The organism is Jongsikchunia kroppenstedtii DSM 45133 (assembly GCF_000380485.1).
GTDB classification, from domain to species: Bacteria; Actinomycetota; Actinomycetes; order Mycobacteriales; family Mycobacteriaceae; genus Jongsikchunia; species Jongsikchunia kroppenstedtii.
In genome coordinates, this window is record NZ_AQYG01000025.1 from 1 (window position 1) to 19,813 (window position 19,813).

The 19,813-nt window shown below is 67.8% G+C and carries 13 protein-coding genes; 8 read left to right on the forward strand and 5 right to left on the reverse strand.

Features of this window, described 5'->3' with window-relative positions; all coding sequences use genetic code 11:
• Positions 1-188 precede the first annotated feature (188 nt).
• Both G341_RS0100675 and G341_RS0100680 read right to left on the reverse strand, forming a co-directional pair.
• A complete protein-coding gene (locus tag G341_RS0100675) occupies positions 189-935 on the reverse strand; it encodes a class I SAM-dependent methyltransferase (RefSeq protein ID WP_018177176.1) in 747 nt (248 codons plus the stop codon).
• A complete protein-coding gene (locus G341_RS0100680; protein ID WP_026303084.1) occupies positions 932-1,465 on the reverse strand; it encodes a carboxymuconolactone decarboxylase family protein in 534 nt (177 codons plus the stop codon). The genes G341_RS0100675 and G341_RS0100680 overlap by 4 nt, the downstream gene beginning before the upstream one ends.
• A 933-nt stretch (positions 1,466-2,398) precedes the next feature.
• Between G341_RS0100680 and G341_RS0100690 the strand changes: the two genes are divergently transcribed.
• The 4 genes from G341_RS0100690 to G341_RS20525 are packed head-to-tail and all read left to right on the forward strand — an operon-like array spanning position 2,399 to position 6,872.
• Complete coding sequence (locus tag G341_RS0100690; RefSeq protein ID WP_018177179.1) at positions 2,399-3,919, forward strand: flavin-containing monooxygenase; 1,521 nt, start codon at positions 2,399-2,401, stop codon at positions 3,917-3,919.
• Positions 3,916-4,899, forward strand: a complete 984-nt coding sequence (locus G341_RS20520; RefSeq protein ID WP_018177180.1) for an SDR family NAD(P)-dependent oxidoreductase — start codon at positions 3,916-3,918, stop codon at positions 4,897-4,899. Before G341_RS0100690 ends, G341_RS20520 begins: the two co-directional genes overlap by 4 nt.
• A gap of 10 nt (positions 4,900-4,909) precedes the next feature.
• Positions 4,910-5,956 (forward strand): ferredoxin--NADP reductase, encoded by a 1,047-nt coding sequence (locus tag G341_RS0100700; protein ID WP_018177181.1) that lies wholly within the window; start codon positions 4,910-4,912, stop codon positions 5,954-5,956.
• 31 nt (positions 5,957-5,987) lie between these two features.
• Positions 5,988-6,872: an alpha/beta fold hydrolase gene (locus tag G341_RS20525; protein WP_162140689.1), complete on the forward strand. Its 885-nt coding sequence runs from the start codon at positions 5,988-5,990 to the stop codon at positions 6,870-6,872.
• Between the two features lie 10 nt (positions 6,873-6,882).
• Here the strand turns inward: G341_RS20525 and ramB are convergent, their stop codons facing one another.
• Positions 6,883-8,292: an acetate metabolism transcriptional regulator RamB gene (gene ramB / locus G341_RS0100710; RefSeq protein ID WP_018177183.1), complete on the reverse strand. Its 1,410-nt coding sequence runs from the start codon at positions 8,290-8,292 to the stop codon at positions 6,883-6,885.
• Positions 8,293-8,421: 129 nt separating this feature from the next.
• Between ramB and G341_RS20530 the strand changes: the two genes are divergently transcribed.
• On the forward strand, positions 8,422-9,108 hold the full coding sequence (locus tag G341_RS20530) for a hypothetical protein (RefSeq protein ID WP_155826677.1): 687 nt from the start codon (positions 8,422-8,424) through the stop codon (positions 9,106-9,108).
• 7 nt (positions 9,109-9,115) lie between these two features.
• Here the strand turns inward: G341_RS20530 and G341_RS20535 are convergent, their stop codons facing one another.
• Positions 9,116-11,656: a LuxR C-terminal-related transcriptional regulator gene (locus tag G341_RS20535; RefSeq protein ID WP_018177185.1), complete on the reverse strand. Its 2,541-nt coding sequence runs from the start codon at positions 11,654-11,656 to the stop codon at positions 9,116-9,118.
• A 9-nt stretch (positions 11,657-11,665) separates the two neighbouring features.
• On the reverse strand, positions 11,666-13,393 hold the full coding sequence (locus tag G341_RS0100725) for an Hsp70 family protein (RefSeq protein ID WP_018177186.1): 1,728 nt from the start codon (positions 13,391-13,393) through the stop codon (positions 11,666-11,668).
• Between the two features lie 231 nt (positions 13,394-13,624).
• On the opposite strand from G341_RS0100725, the gene G341_RS20540 reads away from it, so the two are divergent.
• From G341_RS20540 to G341_RS0100740, 3 genes are read left to right on the forward strand one after another with little or no spacing between them, the layout of a single operon-like run.
• Complete coding sequence (locus G341_RS20540; protein ID WP_018177187.1) at positions 13,625-16,297, forward strand: IniB N-terminal domain-containing protein; 2,673 nt, start codon at positions 13,625-13,627, stop codon at positions 16,295-16,297.
• A gap of 58 nt (positions 16,298-16,355) precedes the next feature.
• Entirely contained in the window at positions 16,356-18,185 is a 1,830-nt protein-coding gene (locus tag G341_RS0100735; protein WP_018177188.1) for a dynamin family protein, read from the forward strand.
• Complete coding sequence (locus tag G341_RS0100740) at positions 18,182-19,663, forward strand: dynamin family protein (RefSeq protein WP_026303087.1); 1,482 nt, start codon at positions 18,182-18,184, stop codon at positions 19,661-19,663. The genes G341_RS0100735 and G341_RS0100740 overlap by 4 nt, the downstream gene beginning before the upstream one ends.
• Positions 19,664-19,813 lie beyond the last annotated feature (150 nt).

Sequence of the window (19,813 nt, forward strand, 5' to 3'; positions counted from 1 at the left end):
CGGTGAGCACGCGGCAGATCGGGTAGACCCCGAACACGTGTCGATAATCGTCGACGTACTCGACGAGTATCGAAGTCGGCGGTCGACCTCCGCCGAATAATAGTAGCGGCATTCCAGGCGCTTGAGACGATACCTCGCCGAGTCCGGCGAATCCTGTTGGGCCCGAACTGACACTCATCGGTCAGCGCTCAGGAGCGGCGTCCGATCACGTACTGGGTCTCGCCGGTGATCGTCTGTTCGATCTGTACCACGCCGGCGCTGCGCAGGCGGTCGCTCAGCTCGTGGCGCCCGAAGATCTTCAGCCCGGTCCGCTGCGCGGTGAAGTTGACGATCGGCCCCGATGACACGAACGTACGGACCGTGGCGAAGATGGCGATCTCACCGCCCGGCTTGGTGACGCGCACCAGTTGGTCGACCACGGTCAGCGGGTCAGGGATCAGCCACAGCGCGGCGAGGCAGACGAACGCGTCAAATGTGTTGTCGGCGAACGGAGGATGGTGTGCGTCACCGCGAATGTAAGCGACTCTGTCGCCAGAATTGTCGGCGACGGCGCGGGCGAGCATAGGTGGTGAGAAGTCGAGCCCGATGCTGATCCCGTCGCCGGTGAGACCAGCGGCAAGCCGCTTGGTGTGCAATCCGGGTCCGCAGGCCACGTCGAGAATTGCCCGGTCGCCCGGCCGTCCGATCCGTTCGACAAGTTTGGCGCCGTAGTCGGCAGCCCCACGGCCGCCCCACGACAGCGCGCGTGTGAATGCCGGGCGCCAGAGGCGTTCGTAGATGGCTGCGACCACCGGGTTCCGCATCGCCTTCAAGGATACGGTGGGTAGCTCGTCCTCGCGTCCGAGGATATCGAGATACCCGGCGCTGTCGTCGATTGTGACGTGAATCCGGCTCGGATCCAGCAGGGCGCGCGCCTGTTCTGACGCCGATGTCATACGTCGCGCTCGATTCGGAGGGTGCCGATGGTCGTCGCCAGCGAGTCGTACTGGCCGATCAGCAGTACTAGTTCGATCAGCTGACGTTCGCCGAGATATTCGGCGGCGGCGGCCCACGCCGAATCCCCGATGTCCTTGGTTGCGACCAATTCGTCGACCGCGCAAAGGATCGCGCGCTGCCGGTCGTCCAGGCCGTCCGAGTCCGGGCCACCGATGATCGCGGCCTGCAGTGCATCGTCGAGTCCGGCACGTTTGCCGAGCCGTTTGTGGTGGTCGAGCTCGTATTGACAGTTGCGCAGCGTCGCGACGCGGATGATCACCATCTCGCAGTCGGCGCGGGCGAGGGACCCGAAAGGCATCATCTTGCTCGAGTAGAACATCCAGCCCCGGTACAGGCCCTTGGTGCGGCCCAAGGTGGTGAACAGGCGCAGCTCTGGTAGCCGCATCACGCCTGCCGCGATCTTGTTGATTCCCCAGTTGACGGGCCCCTGCTGCCTGAGTGTTCCGGGTGCGATGCGCGGTGTGGTCATGTCGGGCAGCGTACCGCTATTCGACACGGAGTCAATGAGATCGATTGTCCAAGCGCCCAAAGAATTTTCGCCGGACTGTGGCGTCAGTCGCCTATATGTGCTGTAGTGGTACTACACGTACCCGGTACTAGCGGTTTTAGGAGGCTGATGTCTACAGAGACAGCAACGCGTGCCGCGTACCCGGAAGGGCGCCGGATCCACTTTCGTTTTGAGGACGAGGGCGCGCGGGACGCACCGCTTGAGAAGTACCTCGTTCAGGGCGACATGGCGTTCCGTCATTTCATGGCGGGACACTCTGGCGGATTTCTGACTGGGAGGGAAGCGTGCATCTGCTCGGTCCGGAAATTCGCCGACCAGCTCGTCGACCCCGCGCTTAAAAAGCGCCTTGTCGGATTCATCGGTCAGGAGCCGGATGCACGGCCAGCAGAATGGGTGCCTGCACGAAGAGTTTGCCGAGTTCGGCTACCCCATCGAGTGGCTCAAGCCGACTTCGGAGCGACTGGTCCGCGCTATAAGACGCCGAGGGCTCGTTGCCGCAATGATCCGGTAGGCATTCGTCCGTCGCTGCGGACCGTTCACGATTGTGCTCGCGGAGTGCATTCTATCGGGTGCGGAGATCCAGTCAGTCCCGCCGGCCGGGATCTCGATGCGCGCCGATGCCTCGGACTGACCGCGGCCGGTAGGCCTTCCAGCTGTTCCCGGGGCCCGGTATGTAGGCGCGGCGTTCAACCGCGTAGCCAAAGAACTGCTCACTACCGACGGCCCGGATTCCGCCCCGAGGACATCGAAACGGCCGAGCTGCTCGACAAGTTGCAGCAGGAGTCTTCGACAACACCGACGTGTTCGCCCAATACGTGAAGCAGGAGAGGTCAATTGAGTACATCGATACGATCGGCCAAGCGCAAGCCGGGCAGGGAAAAACCCGATCATGAAGTGGTAATCGTCGGCGCCGGACTCGGCGGCATCGGTGCCGCGATTGCGTTGCAGCGAAAGGGGATTCATGATTTCGTGATCGTCGACAAATGGGATCGGGTGGGTGGCACATGGCATGCGAACACCTATCCCGGTGTCGCCGTGGATATTCCCTCGTTCATCTACAGCTTCTCCTATGAGCAGCGATCGGATTGGTCGCGGGTGTTCGCGCCGGGGAATGAACTGCAGCACTATGCGGAGGACATGGTCGACAAGTACTGGTTGCGCGAGAAGTTGCGTCTAGGCACGACGATCACCTCGGCGGAGTTCGACGAGGAGGCCAACATCTGGCGCGCCCGCACCGACGGCGGCGCTGAGATCACGGCCCGTTTCGTGGTCGCTGCGGTCGGGGGACTGGAACGTCCCAAGATGCCCGACATCGAGGGCATCGACTCGTTCGGTGGAACTCTGATGCATACGGCGCTGTGGGATTCCGACGTGTCACTCAAGGGGAAGAAGGTTGCGGTCATAGGCACCGGTGCGACCTCGCTGCAGCTGGTGCCGTCGATCGCAGACGAGACAGGCCACTTGGAGGTGTACCAGCGCACCCCGATCTGGGTGTTCCCGAAACGAGACTCGGAGGTCACTGGCGTGGGGCGGGCCGTGCTATCCAACAAGTGGGCGCGATCGGCGATCCGCATGGTGGGTACGGTGGCGACTGAGGTGGGGATGAGCGGGATGGTTGCGGGGCCGACATGGTTCGTCAACGCGAACCGCCGCCTGGCCGAGATTCCGGTGCGACGCTGGATGCGCTCCCAGGTGAAGGACCCGGTGGTCCGCGAAAAGCTCATCCCGACTTATGGACTCGGATGCAAGCGCCCATCGATGTCCAACGATTACCTCAAGACCTTCAACCGTGGCGACGTCAGCCTGGTCACGGAATCGATCGAGAAGATCACCGAGACAGGTATCCGGACCGCCGATGGTGTGGACCACGACGTGGACGTTCTCATCTGCGCCACGGGGTTCAGCCTGTGGGAGAAGGGATCGATCCCGTCATTCCCAGTGCGCGGCCGCGGGGGCAAGGATCTGTCCGAGTTCTGGGATACCCAGCGATATCAGTCGTATCAGGGTGTATCGGTGCCCGACTATCCCAACATGTTCACCATCACCGGTCCGTACGGATTCGTTCTGGGCTCGTACATCTGGATGATCGAGGCGACGGCGGCGCATCTGAGCCGGGCCATCGCGGAGACCAAGCGCCGCGGAGCGACCGTCTGCGAGATCAAGCAGCACGAGCATGAGAAGTACTTCGCCAAGAGTCTTCGCCGGCAGTCCAAGAACTTCCTGTTCACCTCGACATGCGACGGGTCCAACACCTACTACATCAACAGCCATGGCGACTCGCCGTTCCGCCCGTCGACACACGGTGAGATGTATTGGCAGAACCGCCATTACGACCTGGATGTATACCGATACAGCAATGACTCGGTGCCCGCCCGACCGAAGGTCGCCGTGGCTGCGGCAGGAGAGAACTCATGAAGATCAATACGCTGAAACCCGAACTCGTCGTGGTCACCGGGGCCGGCAGTGGCATCGGTGAGGCGACCGCGACCCGGTTCGCGAAAAACGGTGCACACGTGATCGTCTCGGACATCGACTTGGAGGCGGCCAAGGTCGCCACCGCGAAGATGCGCGGGCTCGGGCTACGAGCGTCTGCCGCACAGCTCGACGTCACCGACCCGGCTGCATGGGATCGGTTCGCACTGGATGTGCATGCCGATCACGGCATCCCGGATGTGCTCGTGAACAACGCGGGCATGCTGGTCGGTGGTTCCTTTCTCGATCTGGAGCCGGAGCACTGGGACAAGCAGCTCAGCGTGAACTTGATGGGTGTGGTGTATGGCTGCCGAGCTGTCGGTCGGCTGATGGTCGAGCGCGGCAGCGGTCATATCGTCAACATCTGCTCGGCGGCGGCGCTCAGCCCGACCGCGGTGATGGCGGCTTACCACGTCTCCAAGGCCGGCGTGAAGATGCTCACAGAGTGCCTGCGATTGGAGCTGGGGGCCAAGGGTGTCGGGGTGAGCGCCATCTGCCCAGGCGTCATCAACACGAGTATCGGCAACAATGCGATCACCGTCGGCGTAGACCACGAACTCGTCGAACGCGGGCAACGGATCTCGCAGCGCGTGCAGGAGATCGCCGCGAAGCTGCCGTTCGCCCCCATGAGCCCGAACCTGGTGGCGCGGGCCGCCGTTCGCTCGGTGCGATTCGATCTCGCGATCGTCCCGGTGCGCAGCGAGGCGTGGTTCGGCTATTTCATGGGGCGGATCGCCCCCGGCATCAATCGCACCGCGGCGGGAGGGCTGTCCGTCGAGCGCGGACAGGAGTTGGGGCACAAGGCATTGGGTACGTTTGCGCCGATCCTCGAGAGAATCCTCGGCGAGGACGTCACGTCGCCGGCGACGCCCGATCCGGCGGACTCGCTGGTGTTGTCCGGTCCGATCTTAGTGCGGAAGTAGCCGCGTCATTGTGAGATCACACAAAATCACCGTGCATGCGGTGGTCGCGGAGAGCGCGGACGCTGTATCGGTCAGCTTCGACGTTCCGCCGGAGCTGACCGATCGCTTCCGCTACCTGCCCGGCCAGTTCCTGACGCTGCGGATCCCGAGCACGCAGACTGGCTCGGTAGCTCGCTGTTACTCGCTCTCCAGCAGTCCTGCCATCGACCCGCGCCCCACTGTTACGGTCAAACGGACGGCAGACGGATACGCGTCGAACTGGCTGTGTGACAACCTCGCCGCCGGCACGGCGGTGACGGTGCTTGAGCCGTCGGGAACATTCGTGGCGGACTCACCGGCCCGCGACGTGCTGCTGTGCGCCGCCGGGAGCGGCATCACGCCGATCATGTCGATCACCAAGTCGATCCTGCACAGCGGCACCGGTCACGTCGCCCTGTTGTATGCCAACCGGGATCGCGAGTCGACGATATTTCTGGCCAGACTGGCCGAACTGGCGGAGCAGTTCCCCGGTCGGCTGATGCTGCTGCATTGGTGGGAGGAGGACAAGGGCCTGCCGACCGCCGAGGACATTGCGGACATCGTGCGGCCATACTCGGGCCGGGACACGTATCTGTGCGGGCCGCAAGGGTTCATGGCAGTCACGACCGCGGGCCTGGGGCAGCTCGGCGTTATGCCGGCGCATATCCGTCGCGAGGAGTATCGGTCGCTCGACAGCAACCCGTTCGACACCGCCTCGGCGCCGAAGGCAGAGCCCGAATCGCATGGGCAGGCGGCGGACGGACAACCCCGGCTCGTTGTGGATCTGGACGGCGAGACCCACGAACTCGCCTGGCCCCGGGGCACCACTCTGCTGCAACTGTTGCTGGACAGGGGTTTCGATCCGCCGTACGTGTGCCGCGAGTCGGCGTGCGGTACCTGTGTCTGCTCGGTCAAGACGGGGCGGACCCGGATGCTGATGAACGAGTCGCTGATCGACGACGAACTTGAGATGGGGTTGACGCTGGCCTGCCAGACGCTCCCTGAATCCGATCTGCTGCATATCGCGTTCGATCAGTGACCCGGTATTTCACAATATGGAGGTGGCCCTCGTGCCGATACGCTATACATTCGAACCGGAATCCGGTGTGCTCCTGAATGTTCGGGAGTGGGGGCCGCAAGATGCGGATACCACCGTCGTCCTGTCGCATTGCTGGACCCTGTCCAGCGGGCACTGGGAAGACGTCGCCGAGTTGCTGTCGCTTGCCGACCAGACATTGCGAGTCATCGCGTACGACCATCGTGGTCATGGGCAATCCTGCCGTCTCGCACCGACTCTGGAGGAACTCGCCGATGACTTGGCCGAGCTGATCCGGCGCCGGGTGCCGCGGGGCCAGGCCGTGCTTGCCGGGCATTCGATGGGTGGAATGACCGTGATCACCCTCGCCGAGCGTCATTCGGAGCTGCTCCGCCAGCGCGTGGGCGGAGTCGCACTGGTGGCCACGAGCGCAGGGAATGTGCTTGCACCGCTGCGCCATTGGCCAGGATTCGGGTTGTTGTCGCGGCTGCTTTTGGCGGTCATGCGGCGGACCCGCATCCCGGCTCCGCCGTTCACGCTGGAGCAGCACGACGGTGCGACCGGCTGGTACTCGGCGCTCTATGACATGAACCGGCTAGGGCATCAGGCGGCTCAAGGATATCCGCCGGCGATCGCTAGCACCGCGAGTTCCATGCTGGATCACGACAGGTATTCGGTGCTGCCGACTTTGAATGGCATTCCGACGATTGTGATGGTCGGTACGCGCGACTTCCTCACCCCGCCCGGGCATGCGCGGGCGCTTGCGGACGGCATCGACGGAGCCCAGCTGGTGACGTACCCAAAGGCGAGTCACATGCTGCCCTATGAGCGTCGTGACGAGGTCGCCGGCAACATTGCTGAGCTGGTAAAACGCGCTCGGAGCGCGGGTGCGGCAGAGGTCGAAGCCACGGCCGGATGATCGTTCGCCCCTACCGCACGAGATAGGGCGAGATCGTGCTGCGGTGCTCATCGATGTCGAGTTCGGCGCCGATGGCCGGGAATGCGCGCTGCGCGCAGTTCTCCCGCTCGCACACCCGGCAGCCCGACCCGATCGGCGTGACCTGGGCGGCCGGGCCCAGCTCGAGGCCGTCGGAGTAGACCAGCCGAGCGGCATGGCGCAGTTCGCAGCCCAGGCCGATCGCGAAGGTCTTGCCGGGCTGGCCGTAGCGCGCCGCACGCCGTTCGACGGTGCGCGCGACCCACAGGTAGTTGCGCCCGTCGGGCATCTGGGCGATCTGCACCGAGATCTTGCCGGGGTTGCCGAAGGTCTCGTACACATTCCACAGCGGGCAGGTGCCGCCGCTGTTGGAGAAGTGGAAACCGGTGGCGGACTGCCGTTTCGACATGTTGCCGGCCCGGTCGACGCGGACGAAGGAGAACGGGACGCCGCGCAGGTTGGGGCGCTGCAGCGTCGAGAGCCGATGGCACACCGTCTCGTAGGAGACCGCGTAGAACGCCGACAGACGTTCGATGTCGTAGCGGAAATCCTCGGCGGCGCCATGGAATTGGCTGTAGGGGAGGACGGCGGCGGCCGCGTAGTAGTTGGCCAGTCCGGCCATCGCCAGGCGCCGCGCATCGTCGGAGGTGAAGTTGCCCTCATCCACCATCTGACTGATCAACTCGCCGCATTCGAGGTAGGCGAGCTCGGAGGCGAACCGGAAGACCCGTTGTCCCGCAGACAGATGCGCGGAGATCTCCAGCCGCTTCGTCGTCAGGTCGAAGCGATGCAGCACGGTGTCGCCGAGGTCGACGCGACGAGCGATGGTGATGCCGTGCACGGTTTCCAGGCGGCGGGCGATCTCGCCGCGGATGTCACCGGAGTGCATGCGCATCCGGGTCGTCAGTTCCTCTGCCGCGGTGTCGAGTTCGTGGAGGTAGTTGTGGCGTTGGTAGAAGTAGTCACGCACTTCCTCGTGCGGCGCGGTTATGGCGCCGCGCATCGATCCGTCGCCACGTTCGTCCGTGGCCGCGGCGAGCTGGTCGGTCGCGAGGCGGTAGCGGCGATGCAGGCTGACCATCGCGCGCGCCAGGGTGGGATGCGCGGCGACGAGGTCGCTCAGCTCCTTGGCGTCGGTCTCGATCCCGAGATCTTCGTCCATCGCGACTTCGCGCATCTCGGCGATCAGCCGGGTGTTGTCCTGCGAGTTGAAGAACGCCGTGTCGACGCCGAACACCTCGCTGATCTTCAGCAGGACGGGCACGGTCAGCGGCCGCGCGTCGTGCTCGATCTGGTTCAGATAGGACGGCGAGATGCCCAATGCCTCGGCCAGAGAGACCTGAGACATCTGCCGTTCGGAGCGCAGTTGCCGCAGTCGCGGCCCGACATAGGTTTTCGCCACGGAGCCAGCCTACGAGCCGCGTGCGGGCCGCGGGCCCACTCCTGCCGACCGGGTCCCGGCGGCGCGGCCAGCGGGGATGCGGTAGGCAGGGATGCGGCCAATGGGGAGGTGAACAGTAGGCTTGCGGCGATGAGCAGGAAATCGCTGGGAGTGGTCGTCGCCGTTGTGGCCTGTCTGACGGTCGCCGGATGCGGATCGGACAAGAAGGAACCGACCGCCGTGACGACCTCGGACAAGCTGGTATCGATCGACGACATCCCGTCGGACTACTCGACCGTCGTGATGTCGGTCGACGATCTGCAGGCCAACAACGCCCAGAACCTCGATCAGATGAAGACGGCCACCTATTCACCGCCGCAGTGCAAGCCGACCGCGGACGATGCGCTCAACCGCGCGATCTCGCCGCAGAACACCTCGCTGCTGGTCACGCAGGGTCCGAACCAGAACAGCATCACCGAGCTGGTGACCACCGTGATCCGGGATATCGACTCCGATCGACGCACCGGTACCGGCGCCTGCGCGACCGTGACCACCTCGATCCACGCCGGGCTGATGGCGGGAGCCACGATGGTCACCGAGTCCCGGGAACTGCCGATCGACAAGGGGGCGGCGTCGGATGCGTTCGTCGCGCGGCAGATCGTCACCACCACCCTGCCGAACAATCCGACGCAGACCGCGACCTCACTGGTGGGGTACGCGATCGTCGGCAAGGTGACGGTGCAGTTGACCGGACATTTCAACTCGAATCCGATGCCGAACGAGCAGTTCGTGCGGATCTTCTCGCAGGCGATCGCCGCCGCCGACAAGTCCGACTGACTGCGACTCAGACGGTCACGGAGTCAGTCGCGGGCTGCGCGCCGTAGCCCATCGACCGCAGCATCGCCATGAGCTCGGGCCGCGAACGGGCGCCCAGCCGGCCGCGGATTCGTGCGACGTGATGCTCGACGGTCTTGGCCGAAATGAACAGCGTCGAACCGATCTCGCGATACGGCTTGCCCAGCACCAGCAGCTCGGCGACCTCGGCCTCGCGGGCGGTCAGCTGCATCACGGCGTCGGCGACCGTGTCGGTGCTCGTCGCGTTCGGTGCGCCCCAGATGGAACGCGCCACCTGCATGAGCGCGTTGGCCTCCGACGGGTCGGTGCAGCGTGCGGCGGCATCCCGCGCCAGTCGCGCGCCGTCCCAACGGTGTCCGATGGTCCCCAGAGCGGCGGCCGCGGCTTCGATGTCGTCGCGGCACGGCTTACCGTCGAGCGCTGCAACCCACGTCTTGCCTGCCGTCGCGAGCACCTGTGCGTAGCGCAGCTGAGACGCGGCTCTGGCGAGCGCCTGAGCATGCGAGATGGCGGACGCCGGATTGTCCGACAGGATCGCGGCCTGCACGCCCGACCAGTGGGCGACCGACGACCACAGCGGCGGGTCGCCGAGACGCTCGAGCAGATCGAACATCTCGTCGATCATCGGCATGATCCGGTCGACGTCACCGAGTTGTGCTGCGGCCATCCATATCTCGGTCGCCGGGAGGATGTTGAAGAGGTTTGCGGGTGCCTCCGTTGCGAGGTCCGCGGTGTTGCGCCAGGTGGCCATCAGCTCGCCTTCGTCGCCGATGCGCCGCGCCAGTGCCACACGAAGCCCGCGGAGCAGTAGCTGATCTCGGGGCCGATGGACTCGAGGAGCGACGGCGTCGATCTCGGCTGCGGCGGTGCCCAGGTCGCCGCCGATCATCGTCGCCCATGCCGAGAACAACGCGTGTCGCTCGACGAGCAACGGGTCGGTCACGGGTGTCGCCAGTACGGCCTTGGCCCGGGCCAGTTCGCCGATATGCAGGTTGGCGATGGCAGTGATCCCGCGGACTGAGTAGGGCAGAATCCGATCGGTGGGGCCGATGGCGGCGAGCGCGTGCTTAGCGCGGTGCAGGCGGTTGAGGCCGGCGATGTGGTCCCCGGAGATGGTCTGGGCCAAGCCTTCTGCGGCAGCACGCCAGCCGGCGGCCAGCGCGGTCTGCAGTCCGGGTGGCCGGACGTCGAGGAACTCCTGCGCCCCGGCCAGGTCGCCGTCGCCCATCAGCACGATTGCGCCAATGGGTGCGTCCATGCCCATGCGGTCGGCGCCGAGCCAGCGGATCAGTTCGGCCGAGCGAACCGAGAGCCCTTGGTGAGCAGCAATACTGCAGGCGATGCGGGCGGCCCGCGCGAGTTCCGCCGGCGGGATGTCGGACTCTGCGGTGCCCTGCCACGAACCGTCGATCAGCTGTGTCGCGGTGACGAAATCACCACTCCGAGCCGCCGCTTCGGCGTGCCGGATCGTCTGCGCCTCATCGAGTCTGCCGGTGGCGCGCGCGTAGCGATAGAGGGTCGCCGCGGTAGCGGGTTCCTGTGCGGCGACCGAATCGGCGGCGGTGGCCAGAAACGCGGAGAGATCGGGATCCTGAATGCCGTAGTCGGCCATGGCGATCGCGGCGGGCGCGGTCATCGTGCCGAGCTCGATCTGCGTTGCCAGCACCCGGTGCGCGGCCGATCGGACCCGATGCTGACCGACCGCATCGGTCAGCGGCTCGCGGGCCACCGCGAGCGTGATGCCCGAATCATCAAGGAGTCCGCTGCAGCGCACCCGATTGAGTAGGGCCGGAACGTAATCCACCGGTTTGCCGACCACCACGGAGATCTCGACGGGGCTGAGCTGAACCCCGAGCATCGCGATGACCAATACTTCGGTGGCCTCGTCATCAAGGTGCCGGATCGTCTGCCGCGCCCAGTTCGACGTGCGCGACCAGGCGGCGGCCGCGGCGCGCTCGGGGTCGGACAGCTCGGCCACGGTCAGATCGGCGAGACCATCGATGGCGACGTCGACCGCCGCCAGCACGCCGGTCGTCATCGTCGCGATCCGGTCAGTGGTCTCCTGGGGAAGGGACTGTCCGAGAGCGAATCTCGCGCGTCGACCGATCTCGCGTCGGCCCAGCCGGTCGAGAATGACCGTGTGGCCCCGGCGGGCAATGGCTCGTTCGAGATCGGCCAGGCCCTGATTGACCGGGTCGGGCCGGGTGGCGACGATCAGCGAGATGTCGTCGCGGGTCGCGAGCGCGATCGCCGCCGCGAGCTGTTCGGGATCGAGTAGATGTGCGTCGTCGAGCAGCACCACGGTGCCCGCGGCGACGTCGAGGTCGGGCTGATCGGCGACGACGATCGGCGTGGACTGCAGGCGTCGACGAATGGACCTGAGCAACAACGTCTTTCCGCTGCCGCCGATTCCCACCACCATCCGCTTGTGCGGCTGGGTCTGTGCATGCGGTGTGACCAGGTCGTAGATCTCGGTGGCCGTGGTGCACCCCGCCAGGGCTGGGTTGGTGGCTGGAATCGGTGTGGACATCGGCGGCCGCTACGGGTTCAGGAGGTTCTGGCCGGCATTGCCGAGCACGTTCGAGAGCGGCAGGTGCGGGGTCGGCAGGGTGATCTGTGGGGCGGATTCCGGCGGCACGGTCTGCCCCGGATCGGGTGTGTTCGCGGGGGCCGACGGCGTCGATGCGGGTGCCGGAGCCTGCGGGGCGGCGTTCGCCGGGCTGCTGTTGGTAGGTCCGGACGCTGCCGGGCCGGCAGGCTGCGTGGCCGCCGCGTTGGCCGTTCCCGGGGTGCGCGTGCCCGGCGCGGAATTGCCTGGCGGCGTGGCCGTTCCGGCCGCCTGCTGTCGCTGCGAATTCGCCCGCGCACTGGTGGCGGTCGGTGACGTATTCGTGGCCGAGTGGGTGGTCGTGCTCGCAGTACCGGTCTGGATCGCCGGACGCGCCGTCGCGATCGGCGCCGCGGCCTTCCCGGAGTGCAGCGCGACCCCGACCGCCAGGGCGGCGACGGCGGCGGCCGCGGCGCCGCCGCGGTAGACCCACCGCCGTGTGCGGGAGTCCTTGGCCGTCGATGCCGCTGCCCGCGGGGCCGGCGCCAGCGGGACGTCATCGTCGGCGACCGTCTCGACGCGACGGTCCTCGATGGCGGTCGTGGCGGCCACGGTCGGATCGGTCGCCCACGGATCGGCCTCGATCAGAAACGGATCGGTGACGGGCGCGGACCGGGTGGCGGTGAGACCCGTGGCCAGCGCGCCGAGTGCCGCGGTGGCCCCCGGCTGGTCGGCGACGGCGACCGGTAGGCGTGTCTCGCGCGACAGCGCCTCGCTCACGAGCGGGATCGCCGCGCCGCCGCCGGTGGCGATCACCCGGGTCACGTCGTGATCATCCAGGCCGGCCCGGCGGATCGCGTCGTGCATCAGATCGATGGACGACTGCAGCGCGGGACTGATCAGGTCTTCGAGTTCGGCGCGGACCAGCCGGATCTCGGTGGCGAACGAATCCAGTCGCACCGGGATGCTGGTGGCGGTCTCGGTGGCCAGCGACTCCTTCGCGACACGACAGGCCGATCGCAGTGCCCGGAGCTCTTCCGGGGTGGTCGATGCGGCGGCGAACTGCGGATGCGCCGCAGTCACGCCGCTCAGGACCTGGCGCAGCAGGGCGGCATCGATGTGATCGCCGCTGAATTCCTCGGATCGCACCGGCGATCCGAGGATGCCGGCGGTGCCCGGTCGGTCGTTGACATGGACCAGCGTGACTGTCAGTCCGGTCGCGCCGAGGTCGTACACGACCGCGACATCACCGGGGAAGACCTGGCCCGCCGACTGCGCCCAGGCGGCAGCCGCGACGGCGTCGGGGACGAAGTGGACGTCGGACAGGCCGCAGGTGCGCAGTTGCTCTTCGGCGTCGACGATCGCATGGGCGGTGAGTTCGGCCGGGTGGCTCACGAACACGGTCGGGTTGCTGTCCGGCGTGCAGCGGGCGGCCAGCGATGTCACCGCCGCGGCGGTGAGTTCGGTGCCGGTGTAGGAGCGTCCCGACGAAGTGACCATCGGGACCGGGTCACCGAATCGGCCGGCGAAATCGCGGACCACCTCTGAGCCGGGTGCCGGATGGGCGCCGAGTTCGGCGGTGCCGTCGGCATGCACGGTCAGGACCGCCGGCGTCGTGGCAGTGGAATTGGTGGTGGCTGATCCGGGGGCCGCCGACGCGGCCGGTGCCGCGGTGAGGTTGGCGGAGCCGACGCTGATTCCGAGCAGCAGGGTCGTCACGCTTCTGCTCCCATCGACTCTCTGCACCCGCACGGGTGTACGTGGTACTTCGGTCCGGCGAAGTCAATCGTTACTGCCAAATTGCGAGGTGGGGGCCGGTCCGCGGCGAAGCCCCTATGAATCGGGCATCCCCCGGGCGACGCCCTGATGGCAGACGGGGTCGCAACCCCGTTGGAGGCTCCGCAAGCGATCTTTAACGTTGCGGTCAATTCGCAATTGAGGAGACTTCCCATGACCACCAACGCACTGCTCGACTTCATCCTGAGCCTGCTTCGCGACGAGTCCGCGAGGCAGGCGTACGCCGCGAATCCGGCACAGTGCCTTGCCGATGCCGGTCTGAAATCGGTGACCCAGGCGGACGTGGCGGCGGTGGCGCCCGCGGTCAGCGCGACCGGGCTGTACAGCGGCACCGCGGCGGATCTCTACAACGACCTCACTCTGGGCGGCGCGGTCGGCGGGGCCGGCGGCCTCGGCGGCGGTATCGGCGGCGTGGGCGGTGCCGGTCTGGGCGCCGGTCTCGGCGTGGGCCTCGGAGTGGTCGGCGGTGCGATCGGTACCGGTATCGGTGCGGCGGTCGGCGTTGGCGGCTCGGGCGGTGTCGGCGTCGGGGTCGGCGGTTCCGGAAACGTCGGTGGCGGAATCGATATCGGCGGTGGCGCGGGCACGGGTATCGGCGTCGGTCTCGGTGGGGTCGGCGGCGTGGCCGCCGGTCTCGGTGCCGGTCTCAGCGGCGCGGCCGGTGCGGCGGCGGCCGGACTCGGCGACGTCACGGGTGGTCTCGGTGGGGCTGCAGGTGCCGGCGCGGATCTTGGAGCCGACGTGGCCGGCGGACTGAATGCCGGCGCGAACCTCGGTGCGGGACTCGCGGGCGATCTAGGCGCGGGCCTGGCCGGCGGTCTCGGTGCCGGGCTTGAGGCTGGTGCGGGTCTTGCGGGTGATCTTGGTGCGGGTCTGGGTGGCGCGGTGGGCGGTGTCGGCGACGTTGCCGGTGGGCTGGGTGCCGGACTCGAAGCGGGCGGCGATCTTGCGGGTGGCCTGGCCGGTGGCCTCGATGCTGCTGCTGGCGGTCTCGGTGGCGTGGCCGGCGGTCTCGCGAGCGGCATCGGCGCGGCCGGTGGAATCGGAGGCGGTCTCGGTGCCGGTCTCGGCGCGGCGGCAGGTGGCGTCGGCGGAGTTGCCGGCGGCCTGAGCGGTGCGTTGGGTGCGGGTGCCGACCTGGGCGCGGAGCTCGATGCGGGCTTGAATGCGGGCGCGGATCTTGGCGGTGCGCTTGGTGCGGCCGCCGGGGGCGTCGGCGATGTTGCGGGCGGACTCGGCGGTGCGCTGGGCGGCGCGGCTGGTGCCGGCGCTGACTTCGGGGCCGGTCTGGCCGGTGACCTCAACGCTGCCGCGGCCGATCTCAATGCCGGGCTGACTACCGGTGCCGGTCTCGGCGCAGCCGCAGCCGGTGATCTGGGCGCCGATCTTGGTGCGGCAGCCGACGCGGGCGCCGGATTCGGCGGTGACCTGGCGGCAGGTCTGGCGGGTGGCCTGGGTGCGGCGGCTGACGCCGGCGCCGGTCTGGCGGGCGACCTCTCGGGTGCGGCTGATGCCGGTGCCGGGCTGGGTGCCGGCCTCGGCGGCGCAGTGGCCGGGGGCCTCGGCGCCGCGGCCGGTGCGGGCGGCGGTGTGGCCGGCGGGCTCGGTGCGGCTGCGGGCCTCGGCAACACGATCGGCGGCGATCTTTCGGCCGGCGTCGGCGGAGTCACCGATGGCGGCCTGGGCGGCGCGATCGGTGGTGGCGCCGGAGGCGGCCTCGGTGCGGGCGCCGCGGGCGGCGTGGTAGGTGGGCTCGATGCCGCGATGAACGGCGGCGCGAACGCAATCGGGGGAGCGGTCGGCGGCATCGGCGGCGGCGCGGGCGCCACCGGTGGCCTCGGCGGTGCCGTGGGTGGCGGTGCGGGCGCCGCGGGTGGTCTCGGTGGCGCCGTGGGTGGTGTCGGTGGCGGCGGAATCGGCGGCGGTGCCTTCACCGCGCTCGACGCTGCCGCCGAATCGGGTACCAGCCAGATCTCGGGCTCGTTGAGTTCGGGCCTGTCGTCCGCCGGATCAGCCGCGGGCCAGGTCGGCTTTTCCCCGGTGACCTCGGCGGCCTCCGGTGCGCTCGGTGCGGCCGGCGGCGTCAGCGGTGCGGCCGCTGCGGGCGGTGACGCGATCGCGGCAGTCGGCACTGCGGCGAGCGCCGGCGGACTGCCGGGAGTCGCCGCAGCCGGCGGCGGGGCCGTGAACGGCATTGGCAACATCACCAACACGGCCAACCTCACCGGCATCTCGACGCCGTCGGTCACGGGTGCCGGGCACACCGCAATCTCGGCCACCGGCAACGCCCTCGATACCGCGCACGCAAACCAGGGCGGCATCGGGAACACGATGAGCAGCGCGCTGACGACGAACGAGAATGTCGGCGGAGGCCTGACGGAATCGCTGGCGCCGAACCACATTCCGGCGCCGCAGACGCCCCTGGACGCCGCGAACACCGGCGGTGGGGTGAACCTCGGCCACGATCCGCTGTCCAGTGCACTCACCGGTGGTGGCTCGGCCCCGACGTGGACGCCGAGCGATCCGCATTCGACCGCGCTGCCGGACCACTCGGCCGGCGGCGGTGTTACGGGCTGGGATTCGGTCGGCGGTGCGTTCGGCGGCCAGACGCAGGCTCCGGACGCACATGCGAGCAGCCCGAACCTGGGTCTCACCACTCCGGACACCCACATCGCCGACCCGAATGCCGGTGTTGCCGCGCCGGATACGTCCGGCCTGCACGATGGCGGCCTGCACGGCGGTATCGGTGCGCCGGCGACGGATGCACCGCATCTGGATGCTCACCTTCCGGACACCGGGCTCACAGATCACGGCTTCATGCACTAATTGTTAGACGTGATCCGGGGCCTCCGGGCCGGTGAGAAAGAAGTGGGCAGACAACCGCATGGATGACGGCAACGGTTCACAGGTGCCCGCCTTCCCGGCGCAGCTGGCGCGCGCCGACATGGTCGCGATCCTGGATCGCGCACGAGGCATCGCCGAGGCGGCTGGACGGGCAGATCTCGTCCAGCGCCTTGCGCTTGCCGGAGAACGAGTTTCGGATCCGCGGCTCCGGGTGATCGTGCTCGGGCAGCTCAAACAGGGCAAGAGTCGGCTCATCAACACGATCGTCAACGCCGATGTATGCCGGGTGGGCGACGACGAGAGCACTGCGGTGCCGACGGTCGTCCAGTACGGCGAGACGACTTCCGCCCGGATGACGCTGGGCAGCGGCGACTCAACCCGGGTGGTGCCGGTTCCGATTACGGAGATCCATTCGGTGACACCGGGTTCGGGTCACGGCGCCGACGATGTCATCCAGCTCGAGATCGATGTGCCGAGCCCGACGCTCGCCGAGGGGATCGTGCTCATCGACACCCCGGGCGTCGGCGGCCGGACCCGCCGGCATACGACCAGCGCCCTGGCGTCGGTGCCGGGGATGGACGCGGTGCTCTGGGTGACCGACGCCAGTCAGGAATTCACCGCACCCGAGATGTCGTTCGTGCGACAGGTGGTCGGGCTGTGCCCGGCGGTCGCCTGCGTGGTCACGAAGACCGATCTGTACCCGCATTGGCGGGATATCGTCGCCGCCGACCACGCGCATATGAACAAGGACGAGGTGAATGTTCCGCTGCTGCCGGTGTCGTCGCTGATGCGCGAACACGCTGTGAAGGCGCAGGATCAGGAACTCAACACCGAATCGGGATTCCCCGATCTCTTTGCATTCCTGCAGCATTCGCTGACCAACAACGAAGCGACGACGCGCCGTTCCGTCTCCTTCGACGTGGCGGCGGTCGTCGACCATCTGCGGATGGGGCTCACCGCCGAACTCGAAGCGCTGCGCGATCCCAACCATGGAATGGACCTGGTCGACCGGCTCACGTCCGCTCGCACGATGGCGGATCAGTTGCGCAACAAGAGCGCCCGCTGGCAGGTGACGCTCAACGACGGGATCGCCGACCTGGTCGCCGATATCGACCATGATCTGCGTGACCGGCTCCGGCGGGTCACCCGCGAGGCGGAATCGGCTGTGGACGAGGGCGATCCGGCGCGCAACTGGGACGAGTTGTGCGCCTGGCTGGAACAGCAGACGGAGACCGCGGTCGGCGACAACTTCGTCTGGGCGCATGAGCGCGCGGTGTGGCTGGCCGAACGGGTGGCCGAGCACTTCGTGGAGGTCGACAGCCCCGACCTGCCGAGCCTGCACGTCGCGGGGGTGGACGGCTCGGTGCTGCCGCAGTCGCCGCTGTCCGGACTGGATGTCGGAAAGGTCGGCCTGGCGCAGAAGGTGCTGGTGGGTATGCGCGGCTCCTACGGCGGCGTGCTGATGATCGGCCTCGTCACCTCGTTGGCCGGGATGGCGCTGATCAACCCGATCTCCATCGGTGCCGGAATCGTGCTGGGTACCAAGGCATACCGGGAAGATCGATCGCATCGGATCGACCAGCGGCGGATGAATGCGAAGACCGCGATCCGGCAGTACACCGACGAGGTGAGCTTCCAGGTCAACAAGGAGTCCAAGGATCGGCTGCGGTCGGTGCACCGGGTGCTGCGGGACCACTTCGAGACCATCGCCGATCAGACGATCCGGTCGCTTGGCGAATCGGTGCAGGCCGCTCAGCAGGCAGTGGCCACGGCCGTGCAGGAACGCGATTCGCGGATGGCTGAGATCGAGCGGCACCTGGCCGAGCTCGACCAGGTGGCTCGGGCCGCGGCGGCCCTGGAACCGCAATGATCCGCCCGACATCATCGACTGCGGGGCGGCTCGTCGCGGCCGCGCAGGGGGATTTCCGGCCGGGTAGTGCGCCGTGGGTTACGTTGGCGCACTGCGCATCTCGTCTACAGGAGCCGATGCGGGTGACGCTTGCGGGTTCGCTGAAGGCGGGCAAGTCGACGCTGCTCAATGCGCTGGTGGGGCAGGACATCGCGCCGACCGACGCCACCGAATGCACCCGGGTGGTGACCTGGTACCGCGCCGGGACGAAACCCTCGGTGGTCGCTCGCTACGACGCCGACGCGGCGCTGGAGCTCGCGGTGCTGCGCCGCGCCGGGCGGCTCACGTTCGACATGGGCGGAATCAGTCTGGATCGGGTGTCGCGCATCGAAGTCAGTTGGCCGACCAGCGATCTGGCCCGGCACACGATCATCGACACGCCGGGAACCTCGTCGTTGTCGGCGGATGTCTCGGCGCGGACGCTGGAACTGCTGGCGCCCGAGGGCGGCGGATCCGGTGCCGACGCCGTCGTCTACCTGATGAAGACCCTGGCCGAGAGCGACCTGCGGCTGCTGGAGCGCATCGGCGCGGGTGTCGGCGGCGCCGACGGGCCGCTCGGCGTGATCGGCGTGCTGTCACGGGCCGACGAGGTGGGTGCTGGCCGGATCGACGCGATGGCGTCAGCGAAGCAGGTGGCCGACCGGCTGGCCGGCGAGCTGTTGCCGTCCGGGGTCTGCCAGGCCATGATCCCGGTGGCCGGGCTGCTCGCGTTGGGCGCTCGCACGTTGCGGCAGCACGAATTCGCCGCGCTCGCACAGCTGAGTGCGATGCCGGACGATCAGTTCGAGGGCGCGATGCTCTCGGCCGACCGGTTCGTCCGGCCGGATCTGTTGCCGGCGGTGGATGCCGGCACCCGCGCGGTGCTGGCCGATCGCTTGGGGCTCTTCGGAATCCGCTTGTCGGTGGCGCTGATCCGGACGGGTGTGCGCGACGCGTCGAGGCTGTCCGACGAGCTGGTGCAGCGCAGCGGCCTGAACGAGCTGCGGGCGGCACTCGACACCCAGTTCGGCCAGCGGGCCGACGTGCTGAAGACGCATTCGGCCGTGAGGCAGCTGCTGCGCATCCTCGAGCCGGCGACGACACCGCGGGCGGTGGCGATCCGCGCGGAGGCCGCCGCGATGCTGGCCGACAGCCATGACTTCCGAGAGCTGCGGCTATTGGGCCGGATTCGAACCGTCGACTGCGGCCTCGCCGGCGATGAGATCGCCGACCTCGTGCGCCTGATCGGCGGTGAGGGCGTCGGCGATCGGGTTCGGCTGGGACTGCCGCCGACCGCGTCGCCGGACGCGGTTCACGCCGCGGCGCTGGCACAGATCCAGCGCTGGCGGGCCCGCGCCGACCATCCGCTGCTCGACGAGTTCGCCGTGCGCGCCTGCCGCGTGGGCGCACGCAGCGCGGAGGGCGTGCTCGCGTATCTGAATTGCGCCGACCGGGGCTGAGCGCGGCCGCCGGTCCGCCTCAGTCGTTCGGGGCGACCGCGACGCGAGCTTTAGGGGTCAGCTAGGGCGTGTCTCCTAATGATTGGGTGATCGGTCGCTGATGATCGGTGGATGAGTTCTAGGTGTGAGTCGCTCAGTGATGCGCAGTGG

Bases quoted from the DNA above. Each gene is read 5' to 3' on its own strand.
- G341_RS0100680 (WP_026303084.1), bottom strand. From the start codon at position 1,465: ATGACCACACCGCGCATCGCACCCGGAACACTCAGGCAGCAGGGGCCC.
- G341_RS20540 (WP_018177187.1), top strand. From the start codon at position 13,625: ATGACCACCAACGCACTGCTCGACTTCATCCTGAGCCTGCTTCGCGAC.
- G341_RS0100675 (WP_018177176.1), bottom strand. From the start codon at position 935: ATGACATCGGCGTCAGAACAGGCGCGCGCCCTGCTGGATCCGAGCCGG.
- G341_RS0100740 (WP_026303087.1), top strand. From the start codon at position 18,182: ATGATCCGCCCGACATCATCGACTGCGGGGCGGCTCGTCGCGGCCGCG.
- G341_RS20530 (WP_155826677.1), top strand. From the start codon at position 8,422: ATGAGCAGGAAATCGCTGGGAGTGGTCGTCGCCGTTGTGGCCTGTCTG.
- G341_RS20520 (WP_018177180.1), top strand. From the start codon at position 3,916: ATGAAGATCAATACGCTGAAACCCGAACTCGTCGTGGTCACCGGGGCC.
- G341_RS20535 (WP_018177185.1), bottom strand. From the start codon at position 11,656: ATGTCCACACCGATTCCAGCCACCAACCCAGCCCTGGCGGGGTGCACC.
- G341_RS0100735 (WP_018177188.1), top strand. From the start codon at position 16,356: ATGGATGACGGCAACGGTTCACAGGTGCCCGCCTTCCCGGCGCAGCTG.